20 protein-coding genes and 1 pseudogene are annotated in these 17,401 nt (G+C 68.1%); 15 read left to right on the top strand and 6 right to left on the bottom strand.

All coding sequences use genetic code 11. The annotated features are described in order from the left end of the window. Positions 1-166 precede the first annotated feature (166 nt). Positions 167-433 (bottom strand): AMP-binding protein, encoded by a 267-nt coding sequence (locus ACOGXQ_RS11035; protein WP_419943726.1) that lies wholly within the window; start codon positions 431-433, stop codon positions 167-169. A gap of 26 nt (positions 434-459) precedes the next feature. After that, positions 460-729, bottom strand: coding sequence for a hypothetical protein (locus ACOGXQ_RS11030; protein ID WP_419943725.1), 270 nt, complete (start codon positions 727-729; stop codon positions 460-462). A gap of 143 nt (positions 730-872) precedes the next feature. On the opposite strand from ACOGXQ_RS11030, the gene ACOGXQ_RS11025 reads away from it, so the two are divergent. Both ACOGXQ_RS11025 and ACOGXQ_RS11020 read left to right on the top strand, forming a co-directional pair. Then, on the top strand, positions 873-1,937 hold the full coding sequence (locus ACOGXQ_RS11025; protein WP_419943724.1) for a TIGR03617 family F420-dependent LLM class oxidoreductase: 1,065 nt from the start codon (positions 873-875) through the stop codon (positions 1,935-1,937). Between the two features lie 38 nt (positions 1,938-1,975). After that, positions 1,976-2,764 (top strand): SDR family NAD(P)-dependent oxidoreductase, encoded by a 789-nt coding sequence (locus ACOGXQ_RS11020; RefSeq protein ID WP_419943723.1) that lies wholly within the window; start codon positions 1,976-1,978, stop codon positions 2,762-2,764. A gap of 10 nt (positions 2,765-2,774) precedes the next feature. Here ACOGXQ_RS11020 and ACOGXQ_RS11015 read toward each other — a convergent pair whose 3' ends face one another. After that, positions 2,775-3,527 (bottom strand): enoyl-CoA hydratase/isomerase family protein, encoded by a 753-nt coding sequence (locus ACOGXQ_RS11015; protein WP_419943722.1) that lies wholly within the window; start codon positions 3,525-3,527, stop codon positions 2,775-2,777. Positions 3,528-3,585: 58 nt separating this feature from the next. Between ACOGXQ_RS11015 and bmt the strand changes: the two genes are divergently transcribed. From bmt to ACOGXQ_RS10980, 7 genes are all read left to right on the top strand, one after another. After that, complete coding sequence (gene bmt, locus ACOGXQ_RS11010) at positions 3,586-4,581, top strand: betaine--homocysteine S-methyltransferase (protein WP_419943721.1); 996 nt, start codon at positions 3,586-3,588, stop codon at positions 4,579-4,581. 54 nt (positions 4,582-4,635) lie between these two features. Further along, positions 4,636-5,715 carry a hypothetical protein gene (locus ACOGXQ_RS11005; protein ID WP_419943720.1) on the top strand — a complete coding sequence of 360 codons (1,080 nt, stop codon included), beginning with the start codon at positions 4,636-4,638 and terminating at the stop codon, positions 5,713-5,715. Next, the gene (locus tag ACOGXQ_RS11000; RefSeq protein ID WP_419943719.1) at positions 5,712-6,542 is read left to right on the top strand and encodes a UGSC family (seleno)protein; all 831 of its coding nucleotides are present in this window, start codon (positions 5,712-5,714) and stop codon (positions 6,540-6,542) included. Before ACOGXQ_RS11005 ends, ACOGXQ_RS11000 begins: the two co-directional genes overlap by 4 nt. A gap of 9 nt (positions 6,543-6,551) precedes the next feature. After that, positions 6,552-6,725, top strand: a complete 174-nt coding sequence (locus tag ACOGXQ_RS10995; RefSeq protein WP_419943718.1) for a hypothetical protein — start codon at positions 6,552-6,554, stop codon at positions 6,723-6,725. Between the two features lie 27 nt (positions 6,726-6,752). After that, positions 6,753-7,313, top strand: coding sequence for a WD40/YVTN/BNR-like repeat-containing protein (locus tag ACOGXQ_RS10990; protein WP_419943717.1), 561 nt, complete (start codon positions 6,753-6,755; stop codon positions 7,311-7,313). Positions 7,314-7,410: 97 nt separating this feature from the next. Beyond that, positions 7,411-8,724 carry a 3-sulfinopropanoyl-CoA desulfinase gene (acdA, locus tag ACOGXQ_RS10985; RefSeq protein WP_419943716.1) on the top strand — a complete coding sequence of 438 codons (1,314 nt, stop codon included), beginning with the start codon at positions 7,411-7,413 and terminating at the stop codon, positions 8,722-8,724. Between the two features lie 72 nt (positions 8,725-8,796). After that, positions 8,797-10,092: a tetratricopeptide repeat protein gene (locus ACOGXQ_RS10980; RefSeq protein WP_419943715.1), complete on the top strand. Its 1,296-nt coding sequence runs from the start codon at positions 8,797-8,799 to the stop codon at positions 10,090-10,092. Between the two features lie 169 nt (positions 10,093-10,261). On the opposite strand, the gene ACOGXQ_RS10975 is transcribed toward ACOGXQ_RS10980, so the two are convergent. Both ACOGXQ_RS10975 and ACOGXQ_RS10970 read right to left on the bottom strand, forming a co-directional pair. Then, the gene (locus ACOGXQ_RS10975) at positions 10,262-11,071 is read right to left on the bottom strand and encodes a hypothetical protein (RefSeq protein WP_419947449.1); all 810 of its coding nucleotides are present in this window, start codon (positions 11,069-11,071) and stop codon (positions 10,262-10,264) included. Between the two features lie 79 nt (positions 11,072-11,150). Beyond that, positions 11,151-11,339: pseudogene (locus ACOGXQ_RS10970) on the bottom strand (IS5/IS1182 family transposase); the annotation flags it as partial. 481 nt (positions 11,340-11,820) lie between these two features. On the opposite strand from ACOGXQ_RS10970, the gene ACOGXQ_RS10965 reads away from it, so the two are divergent. The 6 genes from ACOGXQ_RS10965 to ACOGXQ_RS10940 all read left to right on the top strand — a co-directional run bounded on the left by ACOGXQ_RS10965 (position 11,821) and on the right by ACOGXQ_RS10940 (position 16,449). Further along, positions 11,821-12,987, top strand: a complete 1,167-nt coding sequence (locus ACOGXQ_RS10965) for an acyl-CoA dehydrogenase family protein (RefSeq protein WP_419943714.1) — start codon at positions 11,821-11,823, stop codon at positions 12,985-12,987. A gap of 11 nt (positions 12,988-12,998) precedes the next feature. Continuing rightward, entirely contained in the window at positions 12,999-13,565 is a 567-nt protein-coding gene (locus ACOGXQ_RS10960; RefSeq protein WP_419943713.1) for a nucleotidyltransferase family protein, read from the top strand. Further along, a complete protein-coding gene (locus tag ACOGXQ_RS10955; RefSeq protein ID WP_419943712.1) occupies positions 13,556-14,230 on the top strand; it encodes an SRPBCC family protein in 675 nt (224 codons plus the stop codon). The genes ACOGXQ_RS10960 and ACOGXQ_RS10955 overlap by 10 nt, the downstream gene beginning before the upstream one ends. A 131-nt stretch (positions 14,231-14,361) precedes the next feature. Further along, positions 14,362-14,745: a DUF501 domain-containing protein gene (locus ACOGXQ_RS10950; RefSeq protein ID WP_419943711.1), complete on the top strand. Its 384-nt coding sequence runs from the start codon at positions 14,362-14,364 to the stop codon at positions 14,743-14,745. After that, on the top strand, positions 14,742-15,779 hold the full coding sequence (locus tag ACOGXQ_RS10945) for an exopolyphosphatase (protein ID WP_419943710.1): 1,038 nt from the start codon (positions 14,742-14,744) through the stop codon (positions 15,777-15,779). The genes ACOGXQ_RS10950 and ACOGXQ_RS10945 overlap by 4 nt, the downstream gene beginning before the upstream one ends. Positions 15,780-15,810: 31 nt before the next feature. After that, positions 15,811-16,449, top strand: a complete 639-nt coding sequence (locus tag ACOGXQ_RS10940) for a GNAT family N-acetyltransferase (protein ID WP_419943709.1) — start codon at positions 15,811-15,813, stop codon at positions 16,447-16,449. Here the strand turns inward: ACOGXQ_RS10940 and ACOGXQ_RS10935 are convergent. Further along, positions 16,419-17,378: a PD-(D/E)XK nuclease family protein gene (locus ACOGXQ_RS10935; protein WP_419943708.1), complete on the bottom strand. Its 960-nt coding sequence runs from the start codon at positions 17,376-17,378 to the stop codon at positions 16,419-16,421. The genes ACOGXQ_RS10940 and ACOGXQ_RS10935 overlap by 31 nt on opposite strands. Positions 17,379-17,401: the final 23 nt, after the last annotated feature.

The following is a 17,401-nucleotide window of genomic DNA, read 5'->3' as shown; positions in this document are numbered from 1 at the left end:
CGCTGTCACTGTCAGATGGTTGCGCCCGCGCGGCGGCCATACAGGCTTCAGCAGAACTTGCGCTCAGCGACGTTCTGGCAGAACATGCCGCAGCCCATGATGCCGGTGTGGAACACGACGACGATGCCACCGTGGCAGCGCGTGTTGATGTTCTTATCGCGGAAGCTCAGACGCGAGAACGCTGTAGCTGAACTTCACAGGTCAACAGCCACAGCCACTCGGACAGGTTGGTCATCCACACCGCCGCGTGGTCACCGCGCTGCGCGCCCAGCGCCATCAGCCCCTTGGCAACACGGTCAACCTCGAAAGCGAAGTCAGCGCAGGTCCAGTACCAGTCGCCGAAGATCACCGCGGGGCGTTCCCCCCACATGCGTACCGCCCGATCGACCCCATCGCCCAACATGAGCCACTCGTAGGTTGGGGTCGCGGCCATGGCGGCAGCGTATGTCAATGGTGTCGTCAGGCGACGAGAACAGGAACCAACAGAGCCAGCCAGATACTCAGCGCGAAGCCTGTCATTGCCAGCATCAGCGTCCGGGTCTGCTGTGCGATGCGCGCGTCGAGCGCTCCCAAGATCCGTTGTTCAACTGCAGCCAGATCGGACTTTGTGGCGACTTCCGGCCATTCGTACGGCGGCAGCGAATTCATGAGCGACGCTGCCTCCTGTTCTCCGATTGTTTCTCTCAGACGGTGCAGCAGTACCAGCAGCTCAGTCTCGTTCGGCCCCATCGTTGTCCTCCGTTTCGAAATGGACCGAATGGAGGGAAGGGGCTCAGCGCCGCCCTTCCGATGGCGCAGAGCCACCCTATCGCTGTACGCGGCGGGCACTCAGAGCAACGGCGGCACGGCGATTGGGGCAGAGCGGAGCTACGTTGAGCGAGTTCGCGCCCCACCCGAAGGAGTCCGCCGTGGAATTCGACCTCATGACTGGTTCGTCGAGCTGGAACGATGCAGCCGACCTGGCCCGCAAGGTCGAAGGTGCCGGCTTCTCCGGGATGCTCTACACCGAGACTGGGCAGGTGCCGTGGATGCAGCTCGCTGCGGCCGCCATGGCAGCGCCCAGCCTGACCTTCACCACCGGCATAGCGGTGGCCTTTCCCCGCAGCCCGATGGTGTCGGCCCAGATCGCGTGGGAACTCGCCGGCGAGACGAAGGGCCGCTTCCGACTGGGGCTCGGCAGCCAAGTGAAGGGCCACATCGTGCGGCGCTATTCATCTGAGTTCGACCGGCCGGCGGCGCGCATGCGCGACTACACCGAGGCAGTGAAGGCGTGCCTGCGCGCTTTCCGCCGGGAGGAGAAGCTCAGCCACGAGGGCGAGTTCTTCAATCTCAGCCTGCTGCCGGCCCAGTGGACGCCGCGCAACCACGACTACGGCGACATCAAGGTCGACATCTCCTCTGTGGGCCCGGTCATGAACGGCGTGGCCGGCGAGGTTGCCGACGGTGTGCATGTCCACCCGATGCACACGATGCACTACATCCGCGAGCGGCTGCTGCCCGAGGTGGCCCGAGGCGCCGAGCGGGCGGGCCGCGACGTCGACGAGATCGACCTGATCGTGCCGGTGTTCGCTGCCCCGGGCGACTCCCCCGATGAGCTGGCGCCACTGGTCCAGCGGGCCAAGACGCAGATCGCCTTCTACGGCACCACGCCGAACTACTCGTTCCAGTTCACCGACCTGGGGTACGAGGGGGTGACCTCCGCACTGCGTGAGCACATGGCCGCGGGCGACATCGCCGGCATGGCCGATTGCATCACTGACGACATGCTGGACCACTTCGCTCTGGTCGCCCCGTGGAACGAGATGGCCGATCGGCTCCGGGATCGCTACGACGGCACGGCCGCCCGGGTCGTGATGTACCTGGCGGAAGAACAGATCCGCAAGGACCCCGACATGGTCCACAAGTGGGGCGACGTGGCGCAGGCCACGCGCTCCTGAGCAGACCAGCACCGGAGCCCTGGACGGCAGGAGGCGAGATGAGCGACAACGGCAGTGCAGACCGGGTGGCGCTGGTGACCGGCGGCGGCAGGGGCATCGGCCGCGAGATCTGCCTGGGCCTGGCACGGGCCGGACGCCGCGTGGCCGTCGCCGACCTGCGTGTCCCCGAAGCCACCGAGACGGCTGCTCTGATCAACACCGAAGGCGACAGCGGCGGCACATCAGACGCAGCGATGGCCGTCGAGATGGATGTGGCTGACTCTGACTCGGTGGCGCAGGGCCTGCTGACGGTCGCCGATGAACTGGGCCCGGTCGAGATCTTGGTGAACTGCGCGGGCTGGGACGTGCTGAAGCCGTTCGGCGCCACCGACGAGGATTTCTGGAACCGCGTCATCGAGATCAACTACAAGGGCCCACTGCGGCTGACGCACGGATGCCTGCCTGCCATGATCGAGGCGGGTTGGGGACGCATCTGCAACATCGGATCCGATGCCGGCCGGGTGGGTTCCTCGGGCGAAGCCGTGTACGCCGGCGCCAAGGGCGGCGTCATCGCTTTCACCAAGACCATCGCCCGCGAGGTGGCGCGCCGCGGCATCACCGCAAACGTGGTCTGCCCAGGCCCGACGGACACCCCTCTGCTGGAAGAGATCGCCGCGGCCACCGACACGAGCGACAAGATCATCGGGGCCATGGCCCGGGCAGTGCCGATGAAGCGGATCGGTCAGCCGCATGAGGTGGCGGCAGCTGTGGTGTTCCTGTGCAGCGAGGAAGCCGGCTACATCACCGGCCAGACGCTGTCGGTCAGCGGCGGCCTCACCATGGCCTGACCGGCGTGGCTCAGGCGCCGTACGTGGGGTCGCGGCGCTCGGCGAAGGCGCGCAGGCCTTCCTTCGCGTCGGCGGAGGCGAACGCGGCCCGGGTGTATTCCTGGTAGAGCCGCAGGCCGTCGGCCAGTGACATCTCACGGCCGCGCAAGGCCATCTCCTTGGTCATGCGGATAGCGGCGGGGCCGTTCGCGGCGATCTGATCGGCGATGCCGCGGGCGGTTGCCTGCAAGTCGGCCGGGGCGGCCATCTCGCTGACGAGCCCGATGCGCAGCGCCTCGGCGGCGTCGATGAATGACCCGGTGAGCAGCAGCCGCATTGCATCGGACGAGCCGATGAGGCCCGGCAGCCGCAGAGCGCCGTAGCCGTGCAGGATCGCCCAGCGAACCTCCGGGCAGCCGAATTGGGCGGTGTCGTCGCACACCCGGATGTCGCAGAACAGCGCCAGTTCCAGCCCACCGGCCAGGCAGTAACCCTGGATGGCAGCGATCGTGGGCTTGGCGGTCTCCAACCCGATGTCGAACCGGTCGGGACGCCACGGCATCCAAGCCTCCCGGTCGGCGAACTCGCCAAGATCGTGACCAGAGGTGAACGCTCGCCCGGTTCCCGTGACGATCGTGCATCGCACCGCGGTGTCGGCGTCGGACGCGAGCAGCGCTTCGCCGATGCCGTGATACATCTCGTCGGTCATCGCGTTGAGCTTGTCGGGCCGGTTCAGCGTGATCGTCGCCACATGACCGTCGACGTTGTATGTCACCTCGTCCATGGTCAACTCCCTGATTCGCTTTGCGAAATGCTTGCACAGTGAGAGGATGCGCTGACCAATGACAACGACACTGATCGCGCTGGTGATGTCCAAGGGGTACGTCGTGGCCGACGGCGCCATGGGCACGCAGCTGTTCGCGGCTGGGCTGTCGGCAGGGTGGTCGCCGGAGGAATGGAATCTCAGCCACCCCGACGAGGTGCGGGCCGTCCACCGGGGATACCTGCAGGCTGGTGCAGACCTGATCGTGACCAACAGCTTCGGCGGCAACTGCTTCCGGCAGAGCTTGCACGGCTTCGAAGGGCGGGTGGACGAGCTGAACCGGGCCGCCGCGCACATCGGCCGGCTCGAGGCCGACGCAGAGATGCAGCGGTCAGAGCGACAGGTGCTCGTAGCCGGCTCCATGGGGCCCACCGGCGAGCTGCTTGAGCCCCTCGGCACCATGAAGGCGGGTGCGTGCGAAGCCGCATTCGCCGAGCAGGCCGCTGGGTTGGCGGCGGGTGGCGTTGATCTGCTGTGGATCGAGACGATGAGCGCCCTCGACGAGATCGAGGCTGCAGTTCGTGGTGCACGCTCGGTGTGCGACTTGCCGATCGCCGCCACCATGAGCTTCGACACCGCCGGCCGCACGATGATGGGCGTCACCGGCAGGGAGATGGTCGACCGCCTGGGGGCGCTGCAGCTCGCGGCCATCGGCGCCAACTGCGGCAACAACGTGCCCGACACCGAGGCGGCGGTCATCGCCATTGCCAACGCCGGCAGCGGCACGCTCACCGTGTCGAAGCCGAACGCCGGAGTGCCTGTCTGGCGCGAGGACGCGTTGGTGTACGACGGCACCCCCGAACTGCTGGCCGTGCATGCACACCGCGCCCACATATCGGGCGTCGACGTGATCGGCAGCTGCTGTGGCAGCACACCGGAGCACACCGCCAAGATGGTCGCTGTGCTCGCCGGTGAGGAAGCGCCGCCTTCGGTCGAAGTGGTCCTCAACCCCAAGACAGCCCTCGACGAACGCTTGGTGCGCCGACGGCCGCGCCGGCGCCGGAACCGCGGTTGAGGCCGACCATATGTCGCTGCGCCCACCGGTCCGCATCAGAGGCACTCGATCGCGATGACCGCAGATCGTGACGTGGAGCTGAGCGATCCGTGGCAGGCCATCGAGGCGTGCTACGAGGCCGGCTGGACCGACGGTCTGCCGGTGGTGCCGCCGACCGAGCCGCTGGTGAACGCCATGGTGTCCGGCGGCGTGTGGGATGCCGATGACGTACTGCTGGCTGAGCCGGCGCGCGGCCTCGAGGTAACCGCTCGCAAGGCCGCTGCCAACGCCGTGATGGCCGGGTGCCGGCCTGAGTACTTCCCGGTCGTCGGCGCAGTGCTTGCCGCCATCGGCACCCCTTCCTTCGAGCTGCACGCCGTGTCGGCGAGCACTGGCGGGGCGGCCGTGCTCATCGCGGTCAACGGGCCGATCCGTGACCAGATCGGCATCCACTACAAGGAGAACCTGTTCGGCCCGGGCTTCCGGGCCAACGCCACCATCGGCCGCTCGGTGCGGCTGGTGCTGCGGAACTGCCTTGCGGCCATCCCCGGCAAGCTCGACAAGAGCACCCAGGGCTGGGCCGGCAAGTACGCCATGTGCTTCGGGGAGGACGAGGCCACCAGTCCGTGGGAGCCGTACCACGTGTCGCTCGGCTACTCGCCGACTCAGAGCACCGTCACCGTGATGGCCGCCGAATCGGGCCACAACGTGCTGAACCACGCCTCGCCCGACCCTGAGGGCCTCCTCGGCACCTTTGCCGACACGATGGCGGCATTCGGCTCGCTCAGCTCCGGGCGCTCGCTCATCGTGGTCGCACCCGAGCACGCCCGCAAGATCGGGGCGGCGGGCTGGAGCCGGGTACAGGTCCAGGAGTACCTGTTCACCCACGCCGCCAGGACCTACGCCGACGTGAAGCGAGGCGGCAAGGTCGAAGCTGCCGGGAACGTCACCGGCTTTCATCCCACCCAGTGGATGGAGACCGACCCTGAAGTGCAGCCGGGCGACGAGCACATCACGGTGCCCCGCGGCACCTGCCCCGACGACATCGCGATCATGGTGGGCGGCGGCGACGCGGGCGGTCACTCGTCGTTCTTTCCCACCTGGAGCCGGGACCGCAGCGTGCCGCTCATCACCCAGGAGATACTCACGCCATGACGGTCACCCTGGTCGATCCCACGCTGTCGGTCGCTGGCGACGCCAGCCGCCCGGCACAGCGGCCAGCGTCGCTCGAAGGCACCGTGGTCGGGCTCGTCAGCAACGGCAAGACACACGCTCCCCGAATCCTGGGCCGGGTCGCCCAGAACCTGATCGATCACCACGGCGCTCGCGACGCCGTGCTGCTGGTGAAGCCGACGGCGAACCTGCCTGCTGCTCCCGAGGAGGTGGCGGCGTTGGCGCCGGACGTCACGGCGATCATCGCGGCCATCGGCGACTGAGGCAGCTGCTCGTCGAGCAGTGTGCTCGACGCCGTGCACTTCGAAGCGCTGGGTGTGCCCGCCGCGGCGATCCTGACCGAACCGTTTGCTGCGACCGGCATGGCGATTGCCGAGCTCGGGGGCTTCGCCGACTACCCGTTCGCCACGGTGCCGCACCCCATCGGCAGCCTGACGGCGGCAGAGGCCATGGCAGTCGCCGATGCAGTAACCCCGACAGTGCTCGGCCTGCTCACGGCCGCCAACACTCAACCGTCCAGCAATAGCGATGCGGCCGGTACCGGTGCATCAGGATCGCCGGCGACTGCTTCCGCGCTCGACGACGTCGTTGAAGAACTGGCCGCTGTCCTGCGCGCGGATCGTGCCGACCTCACTGCCTCCGTCGCCGGGCGGCACATCACGCTCCGCCTCCACATTCCCGATGAAGCCTGCGCGGAGTGCATCCTGCCGGCCGACATGCTCGTGGGGATGTTCCAGCACCGTTTCGACACCGATCTCGGCCCCGGCTGGACCATCGCCCTGGAAGACCCCCGCGAGGCTGCGATCTAGGGTGAACCCATGACCGGCCAACTGCCCGCGGGAACCACCAAGGGCGTCTTCGCCATCAGCGATGCCGGGGCCATTCACACGCTCGAAGCCCGGCATGTTCGCGACCTTGCCTGCATCGACGGCCGCGTGTTCGCGGGATCGGCCGCCGGCCTGTTCATCAGCGACGACGGCGGGTGCACCTAGTCGGGACCGCAACTCGCCGGGCGAGAGATGTGGCAGATACGCGCCGCCAGTGACGGCGGGCTGTATGCCAGCACCGAGCCTGCCGCACTGTTCCGCAGTGACGACTGCGGCGCTTCGTGGCATGAGATCGAGGCGCTTGCTGCCTTGCCCGAAGCGGAACGCTGGTGCGTGCCCATTGAGCCTCCCCAACCGGGACGTGCCCGTGCCCTCGTCATCGACGAAGCCGACCCCGACCGCATCTGGGTCGGCGTCGAAGTGGGCGGCGTGGCCCGCAGCACCGACCGCGGCGATCCCTACAGCGTCACCGTTGCCAGCGCCCCTACCGCCTTCTCGCACTACAAGGACCCAGGCGGGGCCTGTGCAGCTCTGTACCGATCTGACGACCAGGGCCAGTCCTGGCGGTCGCTCTGCGACGAGACCCATTCGCCGTCACCGGTCAACTTTCATGGCCTCGTCCCCGGCCCGGACCATGTCGGCGGCGTTCTCGTGGGAACCGACATCGGCGAGGTATGGCGGGTTTCTGACAATGCCCAGTGGACCGAACTCTCCTCGGGCCTGCCCCTCGTCTGGTCGCTCGCTGCGGTCTGAGCGGCGCTGCCGCCAGCACTCAAGCCTCGCAGGCGGCATCTGCCGAAACCTGACGACCGCGGCATGATTAGCCTCAGTTTCTGACGGGAGGGCAGCCATGGACGCGTCCGCTGAGCGGTTCCGCGAAACGGCACGAGAGTTGGCTGCGCGCTTCGCGCCGCGGGCGGCCCGCTGGGACACCAACCGGGAGTACTGCTGGGAGAACGTGCGCGAGCTGTCCGACGCCGGGCTGACCGGCATGACGATTCCCGAATCGCTCGGAGGCGCAGGGACGTCCTTCTACGAGGCGGTGCTCGTCATCGAGGAGATCGCCAAGGCGTGCACCCTGTCGGCCCGCATCGTCGTGGAATCGAACATGGGCGCGATCAGCGCGATCATGGCCTACGGCACCGACGAGCAGAAACAGCTCTGCGCCCCGCTCGTGCTGGCCGGGGACAAGCCGGCGATCTGCATCACCGAGCCGGACGCCGGAAGCGCCGCCACCGAGATGGCCACCACCGCCCGCAGAACGCGCTCGGGCTATGTCCTCAACGGTACGAAGCACTGGATCACCGGCGGCGGCATCTCCAGGGTCCATTTGATCTTCGCCCGAGTCCTGGACGAGCAGGGGTCTCCCCAGGGCATCGGCGGTTTCATCGTCGTCTGCGATCCGTCGAAGGACGAGTTCCCGCCCGGCTTCGAGGTGGTTCGGCGGGAACGCACGATGGGCCTGTGCGGCATGCCCGAAGCCGAGCTTCGCTTCACCGATCTCGAGGTGGACGACGCATTCGTGCTTGTCCCGCCGTCGGGGTTCCGGCGCGGATTCGCCGACTTGATGAACGCCTACAACAGCCAACGCGTCGGCGCCGGCACCATCGCCTTGGGCGTGGCAGCGGGCGCCCTCGAACACGCCATGCGGTACCTCCAAGAACGGCAGCAGTTCGGTCGCCCGATTGCCGAGTTCCAAGGCCTGCAATGGATGCTGGCCGATATGGACACCAACGTCCATGCGGCCCGCCTGCTGTTGCATGAGGCGGCGCGGTCGCGAGGCCCCGGCGGCAGCGAGTTCCCCGACATGACGATGGCGGCGCGGGCCAAGCTCTTCGCGTCAGAGATGGCGATCGGGGTGGTCAGCGACGCCCTGCAGCTCTTCGGCGCCCGCGGCTTCGGCGACCAGGAGCCGATCGAGCGCATGTACCGGGATGTCCGGATGTTCACGATCGGCGGCGGCACCGCACAGATCCTGAGAACCCAGCTCGCCGGCAGTCTGCTCGGCATGAGGACGCCCCAGACCAGGGACGGCTATCTCAGACTGCACTCCCGGCCCGCCGACGGTGCCGCCCCTGACGCCGAGACCCAACACCGCACCAGCGCGGATGGCGAGGTTGAACTCGCGCCGCACAACGGCGCGAGAGTGGCCTCGCCTCGCTGAGCACACTGGACAAGTTTTGGGCTGTTCATCGCAAGACTGACCGCGCCACACCACAACGAAGGAACTGCAGGGGTGAAGGATCGCTACGGACTCGAACTCAGCACGTCGTCAGCGGACGCACGGGACGCCTACGTCGACGCGATCGACCGGATGCTCGCCGCCGACGGAGGCGTCGACGAAGCGCTGGGCGCCGCGATCGCGGCCGACCCGGACTTCGCCCTCGCCCATGCCGCGAAAGCCCGGCACCTGCAGCTCTACGCCCAGGTGCCTGAAGCACGAGCGGCTGCGGAAACTGCCGTAGCTCTCAGCGAGAAGACAACCGTACGCGAGCAGCAGCACGTCGAGATCATCAATCTGCTCGTCACCGGCAAGGTGCCCGCCTCGCTCGAGCTGACCCGCCAGCACCTCGACGACTACCCGCGCGACGCGTTCGTGCTGATGCCCGCGACCGGGGTGTTCGGATCCATCGGCTTCAGCGGTCGCATCGGCAGGGAACCCGAACTGCTCGACTTCCTCGAACCGCTCGCGACTCACTACGGCGACGACTGGTGGTTTCTGACCGTGCACGCCTTCGCGCTGATCGAGATCGGTCAGTGGGATCGGGGCCGGCAGCTAGCAGAGCGCGCCCTCGCTCAACGACCCACCAACCCGCACGGCGCCCACACGCTGGTGCACGCGCTGTTCGAAGCCGGCGCAGACGACGAAGCCCTCGACTACCTCGACGGCTGGATGCCCGCCTCAGACCGGGCGAGCCTGCTCCACTGCCACATCTGGTGGCACTACGCGCTGATGCTCATGACCGCGGGGCGGAACGACGACGCACGCCAGGCCTTCAGCGAGAACTGCCTTCCCGGCGCCACCACCAGCCCGCCCATCAACGTGGTCACCGATGCCACGTCGTTCCTGTGGCGTGACGAGCTGGCGGGGAACCCGCGCGACCTGGTGGCCTGGGAAACGGTGAGGGAGTTCTACGAAGAACGCTTCCGCCGCCCCATCGTGTTTGTCGATGCGCATGCGGGCCTCATCTACGCCGCACTCGGAGAATCCGAACAACTGCAGGCGTGCATTGCCGATCTGGCCGAGCTTGGCGAAGCCGGCCGGCTGCCCGCGGAGACGACCGCGGCAGATCTGGCCCAGGCCTACGAAGCCTTCGAGAGCGAACGCTGGGCCGAGGCCATCGAGGTGCTGGAGCCGCTGATCCCGCAGGTTGTCCGCATCGGCGGCAGCCGCGCTCAGCGCGACCTGATGACCAACACGCTGCTCGCCGCCTATGTCAAGGCTGATCGCCCCGACGACGCCCGAGCCTTCCTCGAGCGCGTCACCGATCGCCAGCCCTCACGCCCGGTCGCCGGCCTCATCGCCGCGTGATCCGCTCCGCTGAGTCGGCGTTGGAAGTCTGTTACTCCGTCAGCAGTCGCCTAGGAGGCTGGTCGGAAAAGGGGATCTTGCCGACACAGCAAGTCCCTGACCTGCGGGTTTGCATCTGACAAACGCCGAAACAGCGGCTTTCCGACCAGCCTCCTAGGAGGGTGGTCGGTTATTGGGGTGTGGGGCGTGTTTTGTGGTCGGGTTGGCGCGGTTGTGGGGTTGGTGGCGGTGTTGGGCGGTTGGCGGTGTGGGGCTGGGCGGGGTGTGTGTCAGCCGATGACGCCGAGGCGGTCGGCGAGGTCCAGGTTACGGGATCGGCGTCGATGAGGTCCCCCGGGACCGTGGCGTCGTGGGCGGTCGCCTGTGTCGCCGCGGCGGAGGTGATCATGTCGGAGTCGGCGCCGGCGGCGGTGCGCAGCTTGCAGCCGTCGTAGCTGTCCCAGCGGGAACGATGCCCGCGCCGCGCGTCGGGATCGGCCGTCGAGATCACCCGGCCGGGGGCCGCTTCGCGGGCTGTCTGGGGGGTTTCGGCGCCGGCGGCGGTCTCGATGTCCTGGCCCGCCACGACCCTGAGCAGCTCCGCCGCCGCTGTGAGCTCGGGGTCCTCGAAACGGGCGCGGAACCCCACGACCGTCTCAGCGTCACCGAACAGCTCCGCCGCCAAAGCGGCCCGCGCCCCCGGATCAGACCAGTTGATCCGCGGCTTGGCCGCCCTGTCGTAATCGCCGCGCGACAGCGAACCCGCCGCCTCGCCCGCCGCGGCGGCGTCGAGCGCCCCCAGCACCCCGACGCAGCGGCGGACCTGGGAACGGATCAAAGTCACGGTGTCCTGGGTCAGCACGCAATCCTCGATGCCCGCGGAGTCCACCGTGCGGCGATGCCCGATCACCCCCGCACGCTTCGCCGCGATCTTGACCCGGTCCCCCCAAAAGCTCTCCATCCCCGCGCGCACCAGCCGCGCCCGGAACTCCGCCAGCACCGCATGGGGGATCCCCCGGATGCTCCAAAGACAGCCCCAACGCCGCCTTCCACGACATGTCGAACCGCGAACGCCGCTCAGCCTCGCGGTCCCACACCCCATAAAACAACTGACACAACAGCAACGACGCCACCACCGACGGCGGATGCGACGGCCGTCCGCGCCCCGACACATACAAAGCACCAAAATCGGCGTCACAGAACAACTCGCCACGAGCCTGCCCCAACGCCGCCAAAAACCCCTCCGAATCCAGCAGATCCCCGACCATCACCCCGACACCGAAAAACGAACCCTGACCGTCAACCGAACCGCGCACCCCCGCATTGTCCCGCGCGCCCACCCCCCACACGCGGAAACCCACCGACTTTCCGACCACCCTCCTAGGGCTGTCGGGTCGTGACGCCATGCGTCAACGCTGGGGCGATCCGCTCCTGTCGGCATGGCGGTTCCCTCCTGCCGGGAGGCCGGGAGGCCGGGAGACAAGGTGTGATCGCTGCACGCACCGCGCCAACCGAAAGGAAGGAACCATGAGCTTGACTCCCATCGAATCGGCTGGCACGGCCGATAGGCCGCGGTACATGCAGCGAGTCGCAGTGCTGCAAGCCTCGCGTTGGCACGCAAGCCCTGCAGCCAGTAGGTGTTGCCGATGGCGACAAAATTGACGAGTGCCTGGGCAATCGGGTCGAATGCCAGCTCGCGTTGCATGCCACGACGGAACTGCGTTGTCAGCAGTGGGTAGCGTCGGCACGATGGAGTTCACGACCGACGAGGACCATGAGGCGATCCGCGAGGGCGTGCGGCGCGTCTGCGCAGATTTTCCCGACGAGTACTGGCGTGAACGCGACGAGCAGCATGAGTTCCCTTGGGACTTCTACAACGCCATGGCCGATGGCGGTTGGGTCGGCATCGCCATTCCTACCGAGTACGGCGGCGGCGGCCAGGGCATCACTGAGGCGTCGATCGTGCTCGAGGAGGTGGCGGCGAGCGGCGCCGCCATGAACGGCTGCTCGGCGCTGCACCTGTCGATCTTCGGCATGGAGCCGGTGCGCAAGTACGGCTCGGAGGCGCTCGCCAAGGAGATCCTGCCGGGCGTGGCCGACGGATCGCTGCACACCGCGTTCGGCGTGACTGAGCCCGATGCGGGCACCGACACCACCTCCATCCGCACTCGGGCTACCCGTGACGGCGACGAGTACGTGATCCGCGGCGCCAAGGTGTGGACCACCAAGGCGCCGTTCTGCGATGTCTGCCTGCTGCTGGTGCGCACCACGCCCAAGGAGGAGTGCGACGGCCCCACCCAGGGCATGACCCTGCTGCTGGTGGACCTGCAGGATCCCGCGGTCGACATCACCCCGATCCCGAAGGCGGGCCGCAATGCGGTGGTGTCGTGCGAGGTGCGCTACGACGGGCTGCGGGTGCCGGTCAGCCGTCGGGTCGGCGAGGAAGGCGAGGGCTTCCGGTACATCCTCGACGGCCTCAATCCCGAGCGGATTCTCATAGCCGGCGAGGCCTTGGGGATCGGGCGGGTGGCGCTGAGCCGGGCGGTCGAATATGCGAAGAGCCGGATCATCTTCGGCCGCCCGATCGGTCAGAACCAAGGGGTTGCGTTCCCGCTGGCCGACAGCCATGCCCGGCTGCACGCTGCCGAATTGGTGGTGCGCGACGCCTCATGGCGTTACGACAACGGATTGAACTGCGGCGAGCAGGCCAATCTGGCCAAGTACCTGGCGTCGGAAGCGGCATTCGACTGCGCGGACCGGGCCATGCAGACCCACGGCGGCTTCGGCTACGCCAAGGAATACGACGTGGAGCGCTACTGGCGCGAGGCCCGGCTCATGAAGATCGCCCCGGTGAGCCAGGAGATGGTCATGAACTTCGTGTCCAACAAGGTGCTGGGCCTGCCACGCTCGTACTGAGTGAGTGCGCGATGACCACGGCGGGTGTGCTGCTGGCTGCGGGGTCCGGGGTCCGGTTCGCAGGTCCGCAGCACAAGCTGCTGGCCACGATCGACGGCCGCAGCGTGGTGAGCCATTCGCTTGACTCGTTGCGGGAAGCGTCGTTGGACGCGATCGCCGTGGTGACTGGCGCCGTGGATCTCTCCGCGGTGCTGGACCCCTCGGGTGGCGACATTGCCGTGATTGCCAACGAGCGCTGGCAATCGGGGATTGCGTCGTCGGTGCGGTGCGCCGCATCGTGGGCTGCAGCAGCGGGCCACGATGCGATCGTCGTGGGCCTCGCCGACCAGCCGTTCGTGACACCGCAGGCGTGGCGGGCAGTTGCGGCCAGTGACGGCCCCGTCGCCGTGGCCACCTATGGCGGCCGCCGGGGCAACCCGGTTCGCCTGGCCCGGCCGGTATGGCTGCTGCTGCCGAGCGGCGGCGATGAAGGCGCCCGGTCTCTTATGCGCCGGACGCCGGAAATCGTGGTGCCGGTAGCCTGCGAAGGACGACCCGACGACATCGACACCATGGAGGATCTGCGCCGATGGAGCTGAAGAACGAATTCCGTGTCGGCATGCCAACCGAGCAGGCGTGGAGCACGCTGACCGATGTCGAGTTCATCGCACCGTGCATGCCGGGCGCGCAGCTCACTGAGATCGACGGCGACGAGTTCAAGGGCGGCGTGAAGGTCAAAGTGGGCCCGATCACCGCCCAGTACAAGGGCTCGGCAAAGTTCGTCGAGCTTGACAAGGACAATCGCCGCATCGTGCTCGAGGCCACCGGCCGCGACTCACGGGGAGCCGGCAACGCTGCCGCTGAAGTGATCGCCGAGATGACCCCCGACGGCGACGGCACCGTCGTGTCGATCACCACAGATCTGAAGGTGACCGGCAAGGTGGCGCAGTTCGGCCGCGGCGTGATGGCCGACGTGACCGAGAAGCTCATCGGCCAGTTCGTGGACTCACTCGAGCAGAAGCTGTCCGAGGTCGGTGAGTCCGATGATGCTGAAGCCGACCCCTCCGAGACGGAGTCGGCCGAGGAGACGGCGGGCGCCGATTCCGACAAGGGTCGGCGCGCGGTCGTCATGGACGAGCCCGAACCAGTGGATCTGCTCGGAACGGCAGGCAGGCCGTTGCTCAAGCGCCTCCTGGCACCCGTCGCCGTCGTGGCGTTCTTCCTGCTCAACCGGCGCAGGCGTCGGCGCCGCCGTCAAGGCTGAGGTTCACCAGAAGCGAACCCGTCCTGGCGGTGCTTGTCCGTTGCGCTTCCGGCGCAACCCTGACGCCCGCCCAGACGGAAGCCGTCGCCGAATTGCTCGGACGCCCGCCGCAGTGCCCATTCGAGGTGGCCGTGGCGCACGACGACGGGCGTCCCGTCGTCATCGCCAACGCACCGCTGCTTGACGATGGCCGCCCGATGCCGACCCGCTACTGGCTGGTCGACGCGGACCTGCGCCGGCGGGTCTCCCGACTCGAAGGTGACGGTGGCGTACAGGCGGCCGAATCTGCCGTCGACTCGGGGAAGCTGGCCGAGGCACATCGCCGCTATGCCGCTGAGCGTGACGCGCTGATCCCAGCGCAGCACAGCGGGCCCCGCCCCTCCGGCGGGGTCGGCGGCACGGCGCGTGGCGTGAAGTGCCTGCACGCGCACTTGGCGTACCGGCTGGCCGGCGGCGGCGATCCGGTGGGCGACTGGGTCTTGGCGGAGTTGGGCGTTCCGGGGTGCGCTTCGTGAGCGCTGCGACGGCAATGGGGTCCGGCCCGATCGCCGTGGTGGACTGCGGCACGAATTCCACCCGTCTGCTCATCGACGACGGGGAGGGACTCGGCCTGCGCATGCTGCGAATCACCCGGCTGGGGAGCGGCGTCGACGCGGGCGGTTCGCTGGCCGGCGACGCGATCGCCCGCGTCGCCGATGTGCTGAAGGAGTACCGCACGGTCATCGAGGATCACCAGGTTCCCCTGAGCGCCGTCCGGGCCGTGGCCACCAGCGCTGCACGGGATGCGGCAAACGGCAGCGAATTCTTGCAACGGGCCAGCGAAGCGCTCGACACCGAGATTGAGCTGCTCGACGGTGACAGCGAGGCGAACTACGCCTTCGCGGGCGCGACCACAGGGTTGGGCGGCAACGCCAGCACCGCCGTGCTGGTGCTTGACATCGGCGGCGGCTCGACCGAGTTTGCCTACGGGGTGCCCGGCACGGGTGCGCGCCCGACTGAGGCCGTGTCGGTCGACATGGGCTCGGTGCGCTGGACCGAACGATTTCTGGCCTCCGATCCGCCCCAGCCCGAAGAACTCAGCTCCGCCATCTCGGTGGCCCGCTTGTACCTCGACGACATCGACCGGGAGCATCCCGTCATCGGCCGGGGCGCGTCTGCGGCGCAGCTTGTCGGCGTCGCGGGCACCATCACCACGGTCGCCGCGGTGGAGATCGGTCTCGACCCCTACGATCCCGATGTCATCGACGGATTCGTGCTCACGAGGGCCGCGGCAGAGGACGTCTTCCGCACGCTGGCCACCGAGCGGCTGGCCGACCGTGTGCACAACCCGGGCCTGCACCCCGACCGTGCACCGGTGATCGTGGGCGGCTGCTGCATTCTGGTGGCGGTCATGCGCCATTGGGGGATCGACGAGTGCCTGGTGCGCGAGCGCGACCTGCTTGACGGCATCGTGGCTGAGTTCCGCGAAGCGCAGGTCAGCTCAGACGCGGAGCTGCGCCGGGCGCAGACCACGGGGGAAACTCCGGGGGGCGACGATGCCGCTCGGTGAGCGTCGGCGACGCGCCAGTACTGTGCGGGGCGTGAGTCGCCTGCGCACCGAGCGGCTTGAGCTGCGCCCGCTCGTGCCATCGGACTTCGCCCAATGGAACGAGGTGCGCGAACGATGCCGCGTCTGGCTGTCCAAGTGGGAGCCCCGCCCTCCGGCCGGCGCGCCGGATCCGTCTCGTGACCCGCAGGCGTTCTCCAATCGCTGCCGGATGCGTGAACGGGAACGGTCGCTGGGCACCGCCTTTGATTTCGGCCTGTGGCATGACGGCTGGTTCTGCGGCGAGATCAACATCTCTCATGTGGCCCGGGGCGCATTCCAGAGCGCTCATGTGGGCTACTGGATCGACGTGCGGATGGCGGGCAAGGGTCTGGTTGCCGAAGGGCTGATGGCCGTCTTCGAGTTCGCCTTCGAGCAGGCTGGCTTGCATCGGGTCCAGATCTCGATCATGCCCCGCAACGCCAACAGCCTGCGGGTGGTCGACAAGCTCGGGCTGCGTTCGGAGGGGATTGCGCAGAGCTACATCCAGATTGCCGGCGTGTGGGAAGACCACGAACGGTTCGGCCTGACGCTGGAGGAATGGAGCACCCGTCGCGACGAGATGGCGGCACGGCTGCGGGCAGCCCGCCGAGGCGGTGTCGTTCAGTCGTCAGGGTCGGACAACCACGCCTGACCGGGTTCGCAGCCAGCACTGATCGGGCACCAGCGGCAGGGCGGCCCGGGAACGCGGCGCGGTCGCTGGATTCCTTGGCGGAGTGCGATGAGTCGGCCGATGCCGTCGATCGTGCGGCGCAGGGCGCTGTCGAGCACATCCGCTGTGACGGCTTCGTGTTCGATGCGGCCTTCCGCAACGTAGAACGAACCCACGCCCAGCGGCGGCACGCCGATCGACAGCGTCTCGACTAGGGCGTAGAAGCGCAGGTCCTCGGGGTCGGTGGGGGAGCGGGAGCCGGTCTTGAGGTCGATGATCACTTTGCCGGCCCTCTGGTTGCCGTCGGGCACGTCGAGCGGGGCCGGAGAGCCGAGGGCCAGGTCGTATTTGCCGTTGAGCACGAAGGCGCCGCCGCAGAGCTGCGCTCTGGCTCGGATCTCGGCGGCGGGGCGCCACGAGCGCAGCATGGGCGGGAAGGTCTCGTCGAACCGAGTCAACAGCGCCACGCAGTTGGCGACGAGGTCGGCTCGTTCGCCCTCTGTGGCCGCCGCCAGGAAGCCGCCAAGGTTGGCGTCGTCGTCAATCAGCCGTTCGACGGCAGCGTCGACTGCATCAGCAGGCGTGAAGCGTCGATGGGCGGTCAGTTCCACGGCCTTGTGCAGCACGGTGCCTCGGGCGGCGGGAACCGACCACTCGAAGGGCGCGTCGCTGTCGGCGAGATAGCGCGCCTCGCAGCCGAACACCCCGGCCAGGTCGCGCTTGGACACCCACAGGCCTCGGCTGTCGAGCGCGCGTGCTGCGCCCACCATCGGGGCGAGCGTATCGGAGGCCCGGTCGCGCAGATCGGCAGCGAAGCGCTGTGGATAGACGGGGCGTTGGGAGGCGGGCATGCGAATGACATCGAGCGTCGCCTGTTGGGCAGGCAGCAACCTTGGAACGCTCTCGGCCATGTGTGCTCATTGTTGTCCGGCCG

The sequence above is a fragment of the Candidatus Poriferisodalis sp. genome (assembly GCF_965208485.1).
GTDB lineage: Bacteria > Actinomycetota > Acidimicrobiia > Acidimicrobiales > Poriferisodalaceae > Poriferisodalis.
Note: the sequence above shows the minus strand (reverse complement) of the source record. Positions and strands in the feature narration are given on the sequence as shown.